Below are 14,277 nucleotides of genomic sequence, written 5' to 3' on the forward strand. Positions count from 1 at the left end.
GGTGCTTCGGAAGATGAAGGATGGACATGCCCCTCGACGTGGAGAACAAGAGCGCAAGCGAAACCGCACGAACGGCGGAAACCATTGCTTATATCAGGCAAATGCTGGCCGAGCTGAGATCGTCGGCGCACCGCGAGGGTGCCGACATGCTGTGTTATCTGATCGAGATGGCCTACATCGAGGCCGGAGATATTCAGGCCGGACGCCGCAGTCTGTCAGTCGGCCATAATAAGCGAGACCCGTCCACCAGAATGTCTATTTAGCCTTCCTGCTATATCGAGTTCGAGCAGTACGAGATAAACGGTCGATGCGGGCAAGCCGGTATGACGGATGATATCGTCGGTTTCGACCGGCGAAGGTCCAAGCGCATTGGCAACAATGCTGCGGTCATCGTCTCCCGGTGGTGACATGTCGTTATCCTCCGCTCTTTCCTTTGCCACATGGTGCATCGGCAGGCCGGGTTCGATAAGAGGCTTCATGGCATCCAGTATATCGGCTGCTTCCGTCACCAGCATTGCACCATCCTTGATCAGCCGGTTGGTGCCATGACAGCGAGAGTCGAGCGGAGAGCCGGGAACGGCAAAAACCAGACGGCCGAATTCGCCCGCCAGCCTTGCGGTGATGAGCGAGCCGGATCGTTCAGCAGCCTCAACGATCAGTACGCCCATGGAAACACCTGCGATCAGACGATTACGCCTCGGAAAGTCTCTTGCACGAGGCTCCCAGCCGAATGGCATTTCGCTGATGGTGGTGCCGCCATTCTCATAGATATCATCCAGAAGCCGGAAGTTTTCCGGCGGATAAGGCTTGTTTAGCCCCCCGGCCAGCATGGCGACGGTACCGGTCGAAAGACTGGCGGCGTGAGCGGCGGCGTCGATGCCCCGGGCAAGGCCGGAGGCAATGGTGTAACCAACCTGTCCGCATTGCCGCGCCAACATCGCGGCAAACTTCGCGCCGTTGATGGAGGCGTTGCGAGAGCCGACGATGCCCAGAGACGGGCGCATTGCCGTTTGTCCCGAGCCCTTCATAGCGATGAGCGGCGGCGCTCCGTCTATTTCGCGCAGGGCAGGAGGGTAGTCAGGCTCTCCGATGCCCACGAAGCGAGCGCCGAAACGTTCGGCCGTTTCAAGCTCCCGCTCGACATCGGAAGCAACGGCAATGCGTGGCGCTCGTGATCCGCCGCCACGTTTGGCGAGGTCTGGCAAGGCCTCAAGCGCTTTTTCCGCGCTACCGAAATGATTGATGAGTTCCCGGAAAGTAACCGGCCCAATATTATCGCTGCGGATCAGCCGCAGCCAGGCAAATTTCTGCCGCTCGGTAAGCGCTATGCCGCGCCTTGTTTCGCCGTCATGCGGCATGTCTCGCCCCCAAATCGGGCGAGACGATATTGCCTCAACCCTTCTTACCGATCTTGCTCTCCGTGCCCGCCAGCAGCCGCTTGATGTTTTCCCGGTGCATGTACCAGGAAATCACGCTCAGCAGCGTAACCAGAAGCGCCGTCTTCTCCGGGCCTAATATCCACAATGCAACCGGAATGACAAGCATTGCAACCAGTGCGGATAGAGAAGAATATTTCGTGACGAAAGCCGTGATCAGCCAGATTGCCGCAAATGCCAGCATCATCAGCGGTGCGGCACCCAAAAGCACACCGATATAAACGGCCACGCCTTTGCCACCCTTGAAACCGAGCCATACGGGAAACAGGTGTCCGAGAAACGCAAAGAAGCCCGCAACCAGCGAGGCTTCATAACCCCACAATGCGTTGGCAATCAGCACCGCCGCCGTCCCCTTCAACGCATCGCAGAGGAGTGTTGCCGCAGCCAACTTCTTGTTTCCGGTGCGTAGAACATTGGTCGCGCCAATGTTGCCCGAGCCGATCTTGCGAACATCTCCAAGCCCTGCTGCGCGCGTCAGCAGCAGTCCGAACGGGATGGAACCGAGCAGATAACCAACGATGGCGGCGCCTAAGAGTAGTGCTGGCGCGGTTTGCCAGACGGTCAAAGCAGTCATTTAGTGTCCCCTCTTTTCGCGCTTCCTCAGCCGCGAACATCAATTACTGCAATGAATGAACCAGCTTGCCCGCAACATATGTCGCGACTGCGCGGCCACTGAAACGAGCGTCTTCGAACGGCGTATTCTTGGATTTCGATACCAGATTCTTCTCCGAAACCATCCATGGCTCATCAAGATCGATCAGGGTGATATCCGCTTTCGCGCCGGGCCTCAGGGTTCCGGCATCAAGTCCGAAGATTTGCGCGGGGCGGGACGAGAGCGCGTCGATGAGGCGCATCAGCGGAACCTGTTCGCTGTGGTGCAGCCGAAGTGCCGCCGCCAGCATGGTTTCGAGGCCGATTGCACCGCTGGCTGCATCCGAGAAGGGCAGGCGCTTGGTATCGACATCCTGCGGGTCGTGCGATGAGACGATGATGTCGATCGTGCCGTTTTTCAGCGCCTCGACCATGGCGACGCGGTCGTCCTCCGAGCGCAGTGGCGGAGAGAGCTTGAAGAAAGTACGATATTCACCGATATCGTTCTCGTTCAGCGTCAGATGGTTGATCGAGATGCCGCATGTGACTTTTGCGCCGCGTGATTTGGCAAGCTTGATGGCCTCTGCCGATTCCGGCACGGAAATCTTGGCGGCGTGGTAGTTCGCCCGCGTCAATGCCGCGATGCGCAGATCACGCTCCAGCGGGATGATTTCTGCTTCTTTTGGAATGCCCGACAAACCGAGCCAGCTTGCCAGCAGCCCCTCGTTCATATCGCCATTGCCGATATATTTGTCGCGCGTTTCGAGCGAGATGACCGCGCCCAGTTCACGGGCATAGGTCATGGCGCGGCGCAGGACGAGCGTGTCGGAGAGTGCCTTGCGGCCATTGGTGAAGGCTACCGCACCGGCTTCCTTCAACATGCCGAATTCGGTCATTTCCTCACCCAGCAGCCCCTTTGTGAGGGCCGCTGCCGGGTGAACGTTGACGATGGCCTTGTCGCGAGCAGTCTTCTTTACATATTCCACCAGCGCAATGTCATCTATGACAGGATCGGTATCCGGCATGACGATGATGCTGGTGACGCCACCGGCGGCGGCTGCGCGGGAGGCAGATTCGATGGTTTCACGGTGTTCGGCGCCGGGTTCGCCGACGAAAACGCGGGCATCCACGAGGCCGGGCGCGGCGATCAAGCCCTTGCAATCGCGAACCGTCGCACCGTCCGGTGCGCCCTGGTTTTGTGCATCCTTGCCAGCTGCAATGATGTTGCCATCTGCGCCGATGATGATTGTCCCGGTCTCATCCAGATTGCGGGATGGATCGATGGTGCGGACATTCTTGAGAACGGTGGCAGTGTTCATGCGCGCTCTCCGTTGTTTTGCGAGAGAAGAAGAGTTTCCATAACCGCCATGCGAACGGCGACACCCATTTCCACCTGACTTTCGATGACGCTCTGCGGGCCGTCGGCCACTTCGGAGGCGATTTCCACGCCCCGATTCATCGGGCCGGGATGCATGACGAGCGCATCTTCTTTTGCCGCCTTTAGCTTTTCGGCGTCGAGACCGTAATAATGGAAATACTCGCGTACCGAAGGCACGAAGGAGCCCGCCATGCGCTCACGCTGGAGGCGAAGCATCATCACCACGTCCGCGCCCTTCAGGCCTTCCGTCATGTCGTGGAACACTTCCACGCTCATGTCGGCAATGCCGGATGGCAGAAGCGTTGGCGGAGATACCACACGAACGCGCGCGCCCATCTGGTTCAGAAGAATGATGTTGGAACGTGCCACGCGTGAATGCAGCACATCACCACAAATGGCCACGGTGATGCCAGAAAGTCTGCCCTTGGCGCGGCGGATCGTCAGCGCATCGAGCAGCGCCTGCGTCGGATGTTCATGCTGTCCATCACCGGCATTGACCACGGAGCAGGCGACCTTCTGTGCCAAAAGCGCTGCTGCACCCGCGGAAGAGTGACGTACCACAAGCACGTCCGGCCGCATGGCGTTCAGCGTCATGGCCGTATCGATCAGCGTCTCACCCTTTTTGACCGAGGAGTTGCCGACGGACATATTCATCACGTCCGCGCCGAGGCGTTTTCCGGCAAGCTCGAAGGATGACTGCGTGCGGGTGGAGGCTTCGAAGAACAGGTTTATCTGCGTCAGGCCACGCAGAGTCGATGTCTTCTTCTCTCGCTGGCGGCTGATCTTCACGGCCTCGTCGGCCTTGTCGAGAAGGGTGGTTATATCCTGATGGGAAAGCCCCTTTATGCCTAGAAGATGGCGGTGGGGAAAATAGACCATGGAACTGTCCTCCGGGCCGGAATAGTCAATCGCGGTCTATAAAGACAGGTGGCTTTGTCGGCAAGCATGGGATAAGCCGGGAATGAGCCTATATAGGCAATTAATTGCGAATCCCCATAAAAGCACACGATGACAGAGATGAACCGGACCGAAGAACAGCTCGCCGAACTGAACCAGCCCAGCCTCTGGTCCGGAATCAACGCCTATCGATCCGACCCGCTCATCGTGGATCTGACGTCCAACTTGTCACGCCCGTTGCGTGACGAGATGGATCAGATCGGCCGCTATGTCACTTCTGCCGAGGCGCAGGAGCTGGCCCGCATGGCCAACCGCAGCACGCCGCAGCTGCACACGCACGGTCCGCGCGGAGAACGCTTGGATCAGGTTGAGTTTCACCCGGCCTGGCACGCTCTGATGCGTCGCTCGATGTCGTCCGGTCTCCACAGCGCTGCATGGGAAAACTCGGCTGACACGCGCGGAAACGAACATAAAGCCCGTGCCACGAAATTCTATCTGACGGCGCAGCTTGAGGCCGGCCATCTTTGCCCGCTGACCATGACACATGCTTCCGTGGCCGCGCTTATGGCTTCGCCGCGCGTGCAGAAGGAATGGACACCAAAAATCCTGTCGCGCAAATATGATTCCGCTCAGAAACCAGCGCTTCAGAAAACCGCAGTGACCATCGGCATGGGCATGACGGAAAAACAGGGCGGCACGGATGTTCGGGCCAACCGCACGACGGCGGAGCGGGTGGGCGAGGGCATCTACCGGCTCTCCGGACACAAGTGGTTTCTCTCCGCGCCTATGAGCGATGGCTTCGTGATGCTGGCGCAGATGGGCGATGGTATGGGCTGCTTTCTCGTGCCGCGCTTCCTGGAAGACGGCTCCGCCAACGGCCTGCATTTCCAGCGGCTTAAGGACAAACTCGGAAATCGCTCCAATGCATCCGCCGAAGTGGAGTTTTCCGATGCGTTCGGATATCTGCTGGGCGAACCCGGTGGCGGAATCCGCACAATTCTCGACATGGTGACATTGACCCGGCTGGATTGCGCGCTGGCATCTTCCGGCATGATGCGGGCTTCGTTGGCAGAGGCAGTTCATTTTGCCCGTGGTCGTTCTGTTTTCGGCAAGCCTTTGGTCAGTCAGCCGATCATGACGCGCGTGCTTGCTGATATGGCTCTGGACGTCGCGGCATCGACGGCTCTTTCCTTCCGCCTCGCCACTGCCTTCGATAGCGCACGCAACAACCCCGCAGAAGCGGCCTATGCCCGCGTCATGACGCCAATCGTGAAATATTGGTGCTGCAAGATTGCGCCCGCGCTGATCTACGAGGCAATGGAAAGCCTCGGCGGCAACGGCTATGTCGAAGATCGCCCGATTGCCCGCCACTACCGGGAAGCACCCGTCAACGCCATCTGGGAAGGCTCCGGCAACGTTATGGCGCTGGACGTGCTGCGCGTGCTTCAGCGCGGCAAGGACCTGTTCGATCTCGTCTTCGAAACCCTCGAACGCGATCTCGGCCCATCCGGCAAAAAGACGACCGATGTTCTGCGCGCAGCAATCGCGCTGTGCGAACGCGATGAGGGTGCAGCCCGCCTACTGGTGGAACAATTCGCCCTCGCCGCCGCCGCCGCCGAACTCTGCCGCATCGGCGCGGGCCGCATAGCTGATGCCTTCCTCGAAACCCGCCTCGCAGGCGGCTGGCGCCATACATACGGCATGCTGGATAGCAGGTTCGACCCGACTTATATTATCGATCTGCTGTATCCACCGGTGTCATGAGATGCGATCCAATTTCTACGATTAGTGCTGAGATTTCACTCGTTTTTGCGGAATTAGAAGCAAAAGCTTATTTACTCTGGCGGTGACGTTGAATGAAAACAGCTTGCATCCTAGTTCGAGTTTTATGGGATGAGCACGCTGCTGTTTGGGTTGCTTCTAGTCACGACATCGATGGAATGGCTGTCGAAGCAGAGACGGTCGAATTGCTGGAAAGCAGAGTTTTAGCGGCCATTTCCGATCTGCACGATTTAAACGGCGTTGAGTGCGCTTCACGAGGACTGCCCGTGCATTTCAGGGAAGATAATACTGTAAAAGAGCATCATTTTACCCCTTGATAAGGGTCCAATTTCTCTCTGAAGAAAATTTTCCTACTTAAATGAATTACTCACCGGGATGAATGCGGTGGTTTTTATCGTTGCGTTCATTTACGCGAACGGCGATCCATGCGGCGGTTACGATGCTCGCTGGCAAGGCAATATAGAAAAAGATTTCCATAGCAGTCATCATTTTAGCCCTCCAAGGGTTCGTCTTGCGAGCAAATGTAGTGCAATTGCGGCTGAAAGCCAAATCAATGTTCCGACAGCAGTACCAATCGACAGGCCACCGGAAGGGTTATTTGCTATACTGGCCGCAGGGGCGATGAGGCCCGCAACAATGCAAGCCGTCGACGCGCGGTCGAGAGAGTTTGCAAGCAGCTTCGTGCGTTCGTTGTGTATCAATGTCATTTGTAGGCCAGTCGTCTCTCCTAATGGTTGAAATGGTATATCGCTAAAAACGTTTATTGGAGGCTTAGTCATGGCCATCCACAGAAACCTTCTTATATCAATTCTCCCTACATTGCTCCGTCATTAACCCTTTGCTAACTCCATAATCGAAGTCACCATACGGAGATTCGTGGAGCCATGCTGGCAATCGATGGCACTGCCGCCCTTAATTCGTCTGCGCCTGAAAAGCGTATCAAGGATCGCGCTGCGACGGAGACGGCGATCTTTGTTGCCGCCAAATCTTTATTGGCGGAGGAGGGGTTTCAGGGTTTCGGTATCAATGCCGTGGCGCGGCGTGCGGGGTGCGACAAGCAGTTGATCTACCGCTATTTCGGCGGGCTCGAAGGGCTGGTCGATGCGATCGGGCAGGACCTCGGCTCCTGGGTGCAGGATCGTATTCCGGAAGATACGGGCGGTATGTTTCTGCTGACCTACGGCGATCTCATGGAAAGGCTGGCCCTCTATTACCTCGATGCGCTTCGTTCCGACCCGCTGGTTTGCAAAATAGTTGCCTGGGAAGTTTCCGAGAACACGCCGCAGGTGAAGCAGCTTGCGGAAGCGCGTGCCAAGGCCTTGTCGAAATGGGTAGAGCGGATGCGCGGTTCACTCGAGCCGCCGAAGGGTGTAGACCCAGCGGCACTGAACGCCGTGCTTTTCGCTGCGATTCAGCATCTTGTCATTGCCGGTGCCACAAATGGGCAGTTTGCCGGTGTGTCGCTGAAAACCGTCAAGGATTGGGACAAAATCGGTTCTGCCGTAAAGCGTCTCGTTCGCGGCGTTTACGGCTAATTCATCAATATTATAATTACCTAATGTAGTGCGGAGCTTTGCGTCCCGTCGCCCGTTGCTGCCATCAGAGCAGACACTTATCCACAAGCGAAAGCTCGTGTTAACCATATTTACAAGTTTTGTTTGCCCCAGGTTTCTGCTGAGATCATTATGTTAATGATATATTAACCATGCGTCTGTGGGCGCATGAAAGGAAGCGTTGTGAGCCGCTGGGTATCCTTGAGCGTCATGATGACGTTTTTCGCTATGTTGCCGTTGGATCTTGATGCTCCAACGCTCAATCTCTGCATCATGGCAGTGTTCCGTTGGGGTGTTCTAGCCGCAATCCCCGATACGTTTTTCGCGCGGGAGCAGATGGCATGAAGTGGATTCTGATTCTGTGGGCCGGGCCGGTGGCGCTGCTTGGGAGCTGGTACAGCCTTTCCTATTACGACATGAGCTTCGGGGTTTTCATGCTGACCCGGCAGGCGCATGATCTGGTCTTCCAGATTTACGGAAACCTTCTCGGCATTCCGCCTGAGACGTTACCGCCCCTGGTCGCAAGAGCTATCGCTTTCGATAGCCTCATCGTTTTTACCATCATTGTGTTTCGCAAGCGTGCAGCCATTACAGCTTGGTGGCGGCGACGTCAGTCTTCCGAGGCTGCGTCTCTGGCAAGTGCTGAGAGCCTGTCCAAGGCGCCCTGAAGGATAAAGCTGGCCGCTGCCGAATCGATCCGCTCGGCACGCTTTGCGCGGGAAACATCCATTTCCAACAAAGCACGCTCTGCGGCAACTGTTGAAAGCCGCTCATCCCAGAAGACAAAGGGGATTTCCGTCTTCTCGCTCATGGCGCGAACGAAGGCGCGGGTGGCCTGAACGCGTGGCCCTGCGGAGCCATCCATGTTCATAGGCAGACCGATGACGAAGGCGGCGACTTTTTCCTTTGCGGCAAAATCCAGCAGAACTTGTGCATCCTGCGTGAACTTGATGCGCTTTAAGACCGGGCGAGGGGTCGCGAAACGACGCGAAAGATCGGACATGGCAAGGCCGATCGTCTTGGTGCCAAGGTCCAGCCCTGCAATGGCCTGTCCGGTTTGAAGAAAGCCCGGAAGCTCCTCGATGGTCAGCGTCGCCATGTGTCTCTCACCGTTTACGGACAAATTCCGTGCGCAGGACCAGACCCTTCACGGTATCATGCTTGCAATCGATTTCTTCAGGATTTCCAGTCAGGCGAATGGAGCGGATAACCGTGCCCTGCTTCAGCGTCGTGCTCGTGCCCTTTACCTTCAAATCCTTGATAAGGGTGACGGAATCGCCGTCTGTGAGTACGTTGCCAGCCGCATCGCGAACTTCGTTGGCCGTTGTTGCGGCGGCCGCGACTTCTGAGGCCGGGCGCCATTCACCGCTCGCTTCGTCATACACATATTCGTCATCATCTGCGGCCATGGTCAAAGTCCTGAAATTATCGGCGTCCCGTTGTCTGGCCCGTCCTATGTCATAATATACCTGCAATACAAAGGAGAACTTCCATGAAACTTACCTGGCTTGGCCACTCCGCATTCCGCATTGAAACGGGGCATGCGAAAATCCTCATCGACCCGTTCTTTACCGGAAATCCGGGCTTCGCAGGGCAGGACGCCAAGGATGCCGCGAGCGACATCACCCATATTTTGCTGACCCACGGTCACGGCGACCATGTTGGCGACACGATTCAGCTAGCGCAGCAAACCGGCGCAACCGTGCTCGCCAATGCAGATCTCGCTGCATGGCTCGGTTCCAAGGGCGTTTCAAAACTGGAGATGGGCAATACCGGCGGCACGGTCTCATTTAACGGCTTTTCTGCGACCTTCACGAATGCCTTGCACTCTTCGGCGCAACTCACAGAAGATGGTGTTTCGCACTCGCTCGGTAGCGCCAACGGCCTGATGCTGCATTTCGAAGATGGCCCGACCGTTTATCACATGGGTGATACCGACATCTTTTCCGACATGGCTTTGATCAACGAGTTGCATGAACCGGAAGTCGGCCTCGTCCCGGTAGGCGACCGCTTCACAATGGGCGGCGCGGTTGCGGCCCTTGCCTGCCAGCGTTTCTTCAAATTCCGCCACGCCATTCCTTGCCACTACGGCTCATTCCCGATCATCGACCAGACCCCGGAAAAATTCGTGACCGGCATGGACGGCTCGCAAACCCGCGTTGATGTGCCGAAGGTTGGGCAGACGCTGACGTTTTGACAACAAATAGACCCGGAGCGATATTCGCTCCGGGTCCATGCCTTGGGAGGCAGTTTAGGCCAATTGCGGCTCGACGCGACCAGTCTGCGGCTGTCTTGCCGGAGCCTGGGAAGCGCCGCCAAAGGCATTTCGCCACTCGCTCAATGCGGCAACGCGCCGGGTGTGTCGCGGGTAGAGCGAAACGATATTTAGGAAGAAACCTGCAATTGAAGGCACCAACTTATCTTGCGCTTCGAAAGCGGCAGGGTTCATCTGGGCATTCAATTTTGCGCTGCCGCATGCCAGCATTTGAAGCGCCGTATGCGATGCCTTCAAATTCCCCGATACGACGAGCCCGACGCGGTCGCATGTAAGTTCGCGAGCGCGCGAGTAAGCCTGACCAAGAAACGGAACGATCAGGCCTGGAAGGCGCAAGAAGCTCCAAGGCTCATCCAGATGACCTGCAACGTGGTGGCCGAGTTCGTGGCCGATTACGAACTTGACCTGCTCCTCATCGTCCGCATCGATCAGGGTCGATGTCAGCCAGATGTAACGGGTGCGTCCGACGAGCGTCAGCGCCATGGCGTTCATTACGCCGTTGGAATTGTAGACGAAGGCCGTCGGCGCTTCTTTCAGGCCGAGCGCTCGAGCCCCATCCACGACCATTTTATGGAGATGAGGAAATTGCGTGTCGCTGACCATAACGTAATGGCCCATCATGTACGCGCGGACCAAAGCCCGGGCGACATAAGAGAAGAACCATATGAAGAGGATGTAGAACAGGGCGACAAAGAGCAGAGCTATGCTCTCTGTCAGGGCTGCGTAGACGATGAACCCGGCGAGGCCGAGCCAGACGAGCGTGCCGATGATCAGGCTAAGAGAGCCATATAGCTTCTCTTTGGAATGACGCACTTTCGACATTTGGAAATTCATGGAAATCCCCCGGTTAAATGGCTGCAAGTATGCGAAACTTGAAAAACACGATTCCGCACACCTGCAACGGTTTCAAAAAGGCATTGCATCTAGAAATTGAGCGATGACGCCCGCGCGAAAACTCGCGCAATAATTAAAAGTTCCCGCATAGGGGGAATATTATTTCCGCGGCTGTTTATGGATGCGATGAAGGTTGCGAACTGCGAGCGCGGTCATTATAGCGGGTAGGAAAATTCTACCGGAGTCACACCATGTCCGTCGATCTTGCCACCGTGAAGCGCGTCGCGCGTCTTTCCCGTATTGCCGTCAGCGAAGAAGAGGCCAACATCATGCTTGGCCAGCTGAATGGCATTCTCGGTTTCGTGGAGCAGTTGTCGGAAGTGAATGTGGATGGCGTCGAGCCGATGACCTCCGTTACGCCGGTGGCCATGAAAAAGCGGGTCGATGACGTGAATGACGGCAACAAGGCTGATGACATCGTTGCCAATGCGCCTGCCACAGACCGTAATTTCTTCATGGTTCCGAAGGTGGTCGAGTAAGCGGTTTCGCCTGCTCCCATTCGACAAGTCTCAAAGTTTTCGAAAGCCGTTGCCGATATGACCGAACTGACCAGCCTCACCATTGCCGAAGCACGTGACAAGCTGAAGGCCAAGGAATTCACCGCCGTTGAACTGACGGACGCCTATCTGAAGACCATCGATGCCGCCAACGAGACGCTGAACGCCTATGTCGTGACGACGCCGGAAAAGGCGCGCGAAATGGCCAAGGCTTCGGACGAACGACTGGCAGCAGGCAAGGGCGGCGCGCTGGAAGGTATTCCTCTCGGCGTGAAGGATCTCTTCGCCACCCGCGATATCCACACCCAGGCCTGCTCGCATGTTCTTGATGGGTTCAAGCCGAAATACGAATCGACCGTCACGCAGAACCTGTGGGACGAGGGCGCGGTTCTTCTCGGAAAGCTCAACATGGACGAATTCGCCATGGGCTCTTCCAACGAAAGCTCCTATTACGGCCCGGCCATCAACCCTTGGCGCGCCAACGGCTCCGACAAGAACCTCGTTCCCGGCGGCTCTTCTGGTGGTTCTGCCGCAGCCGTTGCGGCGCATCTGTGCGCTGGTGCTACGGCCACCGATACCGGCGGCTCCATTCGCCAGCCTGCGGCCTTTACCGGCACGGTCGGCATCAAGCCGACCTATGGCCGTGTCTCCCGCTGGGGTATTGCCGCTTATGCGTCTTCGCTCGATCAGGCCGGCCCGATTGCCCGCGACGTGCGCGATGCTGCAATTATGCTGAAGTCCATGGCAAGCGTAGACACGAAGGATACAACCTCCGTCGATCTGCCGGTGCCGGATTATGAAAAGGCCATCGGTCAGTCGCTAAAAGGCCTGAAGATCGGTATTCCGAAGGAGTATCGCGTCGATGGCATGCCGGAAGAAATCGAAAAGCTTTGGGCGCAGGGCGTTGCATGGCTGAAGGATGCTGGCGCTGAAGTGGTCGATATCTTGCTGCCGCACACGAAATACGCACTGCCAGCCTATTACATCGTAGCCCCTGCGGAAGCCTCTTCCAACCTCGCGCGTTATGACGGAGTTCGCTACGGCCTGCGCGTCGATGGCAAAGACATTGCCGACATGTACGAGAAGAGCCGCGCAGCCGGTTTCGGCTCAGAAGTGAAGCGCCGCATCATGGTTGGCACCTACGTCCTTTCCGCTGGCTATTACGACGCCTACTACCTCAAGGCGCAGAAGGTTCGCACGCTGATCAAGCGCGACTTCGAAAACGTCTTCCATGAGGGCGTGGACGCCGTTCTTGCGCCGATCACGCCATCGTCGGCCTTCGAAATCGGCGACAAGGAACTGGCAGCCGATCCGGTGAAAATGTACCTTCAGGACGTCTTTACGATTACCGTCAACATGGCCGGTCTACCCGGTCTGTCCGTTCCTGCCGGTCTGGACGGAAAAGGCCTGCCGCTCGGCCTCCAGCTTATAGGCAAGCCATTCGAAGAAGAAACGCTGTTCAAGACGGCGCACGCTATCGAGCAGGCTGCGGGCAAGTTTACGCCCGCCAAGTGGTGGTAAACGGTCTTAAAATTCGAGCCATGACAGAGGCCGATCGCAAAGCGGTCGGCCTCATTGGTTTTCTCGCCTGGAAATCCAGCAGCGCATTTGAGGATGTCTACCTCGATCCGGTCGTGATCGAGCGGGTGCACGGTGAGTTTACGAAATTCGCGAAAGAAACAGACTGCGATGTCGCAGTTGCCGATATCGACGGCGTAGTCGTCGGCTGGGGAGCTCGCGCCGGTGAGCCCGACTATATTTCCGATATCTGGATCGATCCCGATTTTCAGGGCAAGGGACTTGGACGGCTTTTGGTCGAGCACTTTCTCGATCAGATGAGCAACTCCAGCATTTCTGCCGCCAGGATCTCCACGCACGCTAAAAACACCAACGCCATTCGCGCCTATGAGCGCTGTGGCTTTCAAATCGTCTGGCACGGCACGAGCTGGTCTGAAACTATGCAGGTCGATCTGGAAAAGGTCCGGCTGGAAAAAAAGTTGATTGAAACAGATCTTTCAGAGGCAGTGCTGTGATCATTCGCCCGGCCCATAAGGAAGATGCCGCAAGTCTCGCGCTGATTGGTCTGCGGGCCTGGGAAAGAGCGACTTCGGTCATTGGAATAACGAACGAGCTACGGGAAAACGCGCACTCTGCCTTCGGCAATTTCGTCCAGTCGTCCTGGCTTGCGATTACCGTTATCGAGCTGAATGGCACCGTTGCCGGATGGGCGGCGCGGGAAAATTTCGATGATATGATAACGGATTTCTGGATCGATACTCCGCATCAGCGGCAAGGTATCGGCACTGCGCTCTTGGAGGATGTAGAGCGGCAAATTCTAGAGAGGGGATATATCTCCTCCAAACTTGAAAGCCATGCCGAGAACGAACCGGCGGTCTCGTTCTTTCGCAAGCACGGCTACGGCGTCAGTTGGTTTTCAATGAAATATTCGTCGAAGCTGGATCGCGATGTCCAGTCCATCGGTCTTAGCAAGCAGCTCCTGGAAGCAGAAGTCGAAACTTACGGACCAGTCTTCTGAGAGAGTGCGTTAACGACCGCCAGCAATCGTAAGGGCCAATTGGGCACGATTAAAGTGACGGTTATAAGTGCTATCTGCAGCAGGATTATGAACCTCAGATTGCTTCGGAATGGCTCTTTGCGCGTTTTATGACGGAGCAACTGTTGCGCAAGTACCGCGCCGAGGCTGCCGCCGAGAAACGCCAGCCACAGCAGGGTACTTTCACTTACCCGCCACTCACCGTTCCTCGCTGCCTCCTTGTCCCACCAATAAATGAGAAAGACGAGCAGATTGCAGGTGAGATAGGTAGCAACCGAAAGAGCAAGCGTAATCATGGAAAGCATTTAAATTAAAAAGTGTAAACAATGGATTTTCAACCAACCGCGCCTCGGTACGACAAGCCTTGCGCCATCCGGCCATTTGTTCTACCTCACCACTGATAGAAATTCCGTATCTAAA

The 14,277-nt window shown here is 56.6% G+C and carries 20 protein-coding genes; 11 read left to right on the top strand and 9 right to left on the bottom strand.

Annotation, left to right across the window (positions count from 1 at the left end; all coding sequences use genetic code 11):
* Nucleotides 1-20: 20 nt before the first annotated feature.
* A complete protein-coding gene (locus G6L28_RS05830; protein ID WP_425292654.1) occupies nt 21-263 on the top strand; it encodes a hypothetical protein in 243 nt (80 codons plus the stop codon).
* Here G6L28_RS05830 and dprA read toward each other — a convergent pair.
* Genes dprA through G6L28_RS05850 form a run of 4 tightly spaced genes read right to left on the bottom strand, consistent with a single transcriptional unit; the run spans nt 216 to nt 4,284 of the window.
* Complete coding sequence (dprA, locus tag G6L28_RS05835) at nt 216-1,358, bottom strand: DNA-processing protein DprA (RefSeq protein WP_174062838.1); 1,143 nt, start codon at nt 1,356-1,358, stop codon at nt 216-218. The genes G6L28_RS05830 and dprA overlap by 48 nt on opposite strands.
* Nucleotides 1,359-1,392: 34 nt before the next feature.
* Nucleotides 1,393-2,010 (bottom strand): glycerol-3-phosphate 1-O-acyltransferase PlsY, encoded by a 618-nt coding sequence (gene plsY / locus G6L28_RS05840; protein ID WP_174062839.1) that lies wholly within the window; start codon nt 2,008-2,010, stop codon nt 1,393-1,395.
* Nucleotides 2,011-2,053: 43 nt separating this feature from the next.
* On the bottom strand, nt 2,054-3,346 hold the full coding sequence (locus G6L28_RS05845; RefSeq protein ID WP_174062840.1) for a dihydroorotase: 1,293 nt from the start codon (nt 3,344-3,346) through the stop codon (nt 2,054-2,056).
* A complete protein-coding gene (locus G6L28_RS05850; protein ID WP_174062841.1) occupies nt 3,343-4,284 on the bottom strand; it encodes an aspartate carbamoyltransferase catalytic subunit in 942 nt (313 codons plus the stop codon). Before G6L28_RS05850 ends, G6L28_RS05845 begins: the two co-directional genes overlap by 4 nt.
* Before the next feature lie 129 nt (nt 4,285-4,413).
* Here G6L28_RS05850 and G6L28_RS05855 point away from each other — a divergent pair, with 129 nt between their 5' ends.
* Entirely contained in the window at nt 4,414-6,066 is a 1,653-nt protein-coding gene (locus G6L28_RS05855) for an acyl-CoA dehydrogenase family protein (RefSeq protein WP_174062842.1), read from the top strand.
* Nucleotides 6,067-6,158: 92 nt separating this feature from the next.
* Nucleotides 6,159-6,401: a DUF1902 domain-containing protein gene (locus G6L28_RS05860; RefSeq protein WP_174062843.1), complete on the top strand. Its 243-nt coding sequence runs from the start codon at nt 6,159-6,161 to the stop codon at nt 6,399-6,401.
* Between the two features lie 46 nt (nt 6,402-6,447).
* Here G6L28_RS05860 and G6L28_RS23040 read toward each other — a convergent pair whose 3' ends face one another.
* Nucleotides 6,448-6,573 carry a hypothetical protein gene (locus G6L28_RS23040; protein ID WP_272955836.1) on the bottom strand — a complete coding sequence of 42 codons (126 nt, stop codon included), beginning with the start codon at nt 6,571-6,573 and terminating at the stop codon, nt 6,448-6,450.
* A gap of 395 nt (nt 6,574-6,968) precedes the next feature.
* Here G6L28_RS23040 and G6L28_RS05865 point away from each other — a divergent pair, with 395 nt between their 5' ends.
* The 3 genes from G6L28_RS05865 (at nt 6,969) to G6L28_RS05875 (ending at nt 8,305) form a co-directional block, all read left to right on the top strand.
* Nucleotides 6,969-7,619, top strand: a complete 651-nt coding sequence (locus G6L28_RS05865; RefSeq protein WP_174062844.1) for a TetR/AcrR family transcriptional regulator — start codon at nt 6,969-6,971, stop codon at nt 7,617-7,619.
* A 201-nt stretch (nt 7,620-7,820) separates the two neighbouring features.
* Complete coding sequence (locus G6L28_RS05870; protein WP_174062667.1) at nt 7,821-7,982, top strand: hypothetical protein; 162 nt, start codon at nt 7,821-7,823, stop codon at nt 7,980-7,982.
* A complete protein-coding gene (locus G6L28_RS05875; RefSeq protein ID WP_174062845.1) occupies nt 7,979-8,305 on the top strand; it encodes a DUF6105 family protein in 327 nt (108 codons plus the stop codon). Before G6L28_RS05870 ends, G6L28_RS05875 begins: the two co-directional genes overlap by 4 nt.
* Here the strand turns inward: G6L28_RS05875 and ruvX are convergent.
* On the bottom strand, nt 8,248-8,736 hold the full coding sequence (gene ruvX, locus G6L28_RS05880; protein ID WP_174062846.1) for a Holliday junction resolvase RuvX: 489 nt from the start codon (nt 8,734-8,736) through the stop codon (nt 8,248-8,250). The two genes, G6L28_RS05875 and ruvX, sit on opposite strands and share 58 nt — an antisense overlap.
* Before the next feature lie 7 nt (nt 8,737-8,743).
* Complete coding sequence (locus G6L28_RS05885; RefSeq protein WP_174062847.1) at nt 8,744-9,046, bottom strand: alkylphosphonate utilization protein; 303 nt, start codon at nt 9,044-9,046, stop codon at nt 8,744-8,746.
* 83 nt (nt 9,047-9,129) lie between these two features.
* On the opposite strand from G6L28_RS05885, the gene G6L28_RS05890 reads away from it, so the two are divergent.
* Complete coding sequence (locus G6L28_RS05890; protein ID WP_174062848.1) at nt 9,130-9,834, top strand: metal-dependent hydrolase; 705 nt, start codon at nt 9,130-9,132, stop codon at nt 9,832-9,834.
* Nucleotides 9,835-9,888: 54 nt separating this feature from the next.
* On the opposite strand, the gene G6L28_RS05895 is transcribed toward G6L28_RS05890, so the two are convergent.
* Nucleotides 9,889-10,746 carry a M48 family metallopeptidase gene (locus G6L28_RS05895; protein ID WP_174062849.1) on the bottom strand — a complete coding sequence of 286 codons (858 nt, stop codon included), beginning with the start codon at nt 10,744-10,746 and terminating at the stop codon, nt 9,889-9,891.
* Between the two features lie 251 nt (nt 10,747-10,997).
* Here G6L28_RS05895 and gatC point away from each other — a divergent pair, with 251 nt between their 5' ends.
* From gatC to G6L28_RS05915, 4 genes are read left to right on the top strand one after another with little or no spacing between them, the layout of a single operon-like run.
* Nucleotides 10,998-11,285: an Asp-tRNA(Asn)/Glu-tRNA(Gln) amidotransferase subunit GatC gene (gene gatC / locus G6L28_RS05900; RefSeq protein ID WP_137394544.1), complete on the top strand. Its 288-nt coding sequence runs from the start codon at nt 10,998-11,000 to the stop codon at nt 11,283-11,285.
* Nucleotides 11,286-11,342: 57 nt separating this feature from the next.
* Complete coding sequence (gene gatA / locus G6L28_RS05905; RefSeq protein ID WP_174062850.1) at nt 11,343-12,824, top strand: Asp-tRNA(Asn)/Glu-tRNA(Gln) amidotransferase subunit GatA; 1,482 nt, start codon at nt 11,343-11,345, stop codon at nt 12,822-12,824.
* A 20-nt stretch (nt 12,825-12,844) separates the two neighbouring features.
* Nucleotides 12,845-13,336 carry a GNAT family N-acetyltransferase gene (locus G6L28_RS05910; RefSeq protein WP_174062851.1) on the top strand — a complete coding sequence of 164 codons (492 nt, stop codon included), beginning with the start codon at nt 12,845-12,847 and terminating at the stop codon, nt 13,334-13,336.
* Nucleotides 13,333-13,839: a GNAT family N-acetyltransferase gene (locus G6L28_RS05915; protein ID WP_174062852.1), complete on the top strand. Its 507-nt coding sequence runs from the start codon at nt 13,333-13,335 to the stop codon at nt 13,837-13,839. Before G6L28_RS05910 ends, G6L28_RS05915 begins: the two co-directional genes overlap by 4 nt.
* On the opposite strand, the gene G6L28_RS05920 is transcribed toward G6L28_RS05915, so the two are convergent.
* On the bottom strand, nt 13,821-14,162 hold the full coding sequence (locus G6L28_RS05920; RefSeq protein ID WP_337795752.1) for a DUF1294 domain-containing protein: 342 nt from the start codon (nt 14,160-14,162) through the stop codon (nt 13,821-13,823). The genes G6L28_RS05915 and G6L28_RS05920 overlap by 19 nt on opposite strands.
* Nucleotides 14,163-14,277 lie beyond the last annotated feature (115 nt).

This window comes from Agrobacterium larrymoorei (genome assembly GCF_013322225.1).
Classification (GTDB): domain Bacteria; phylum Pseudomonadota; class Alphaproteobacteria; order Rhizobiales; family Rhizobiaceae; genus Agrobacterium; species Agrobacterium larrymoorei_A.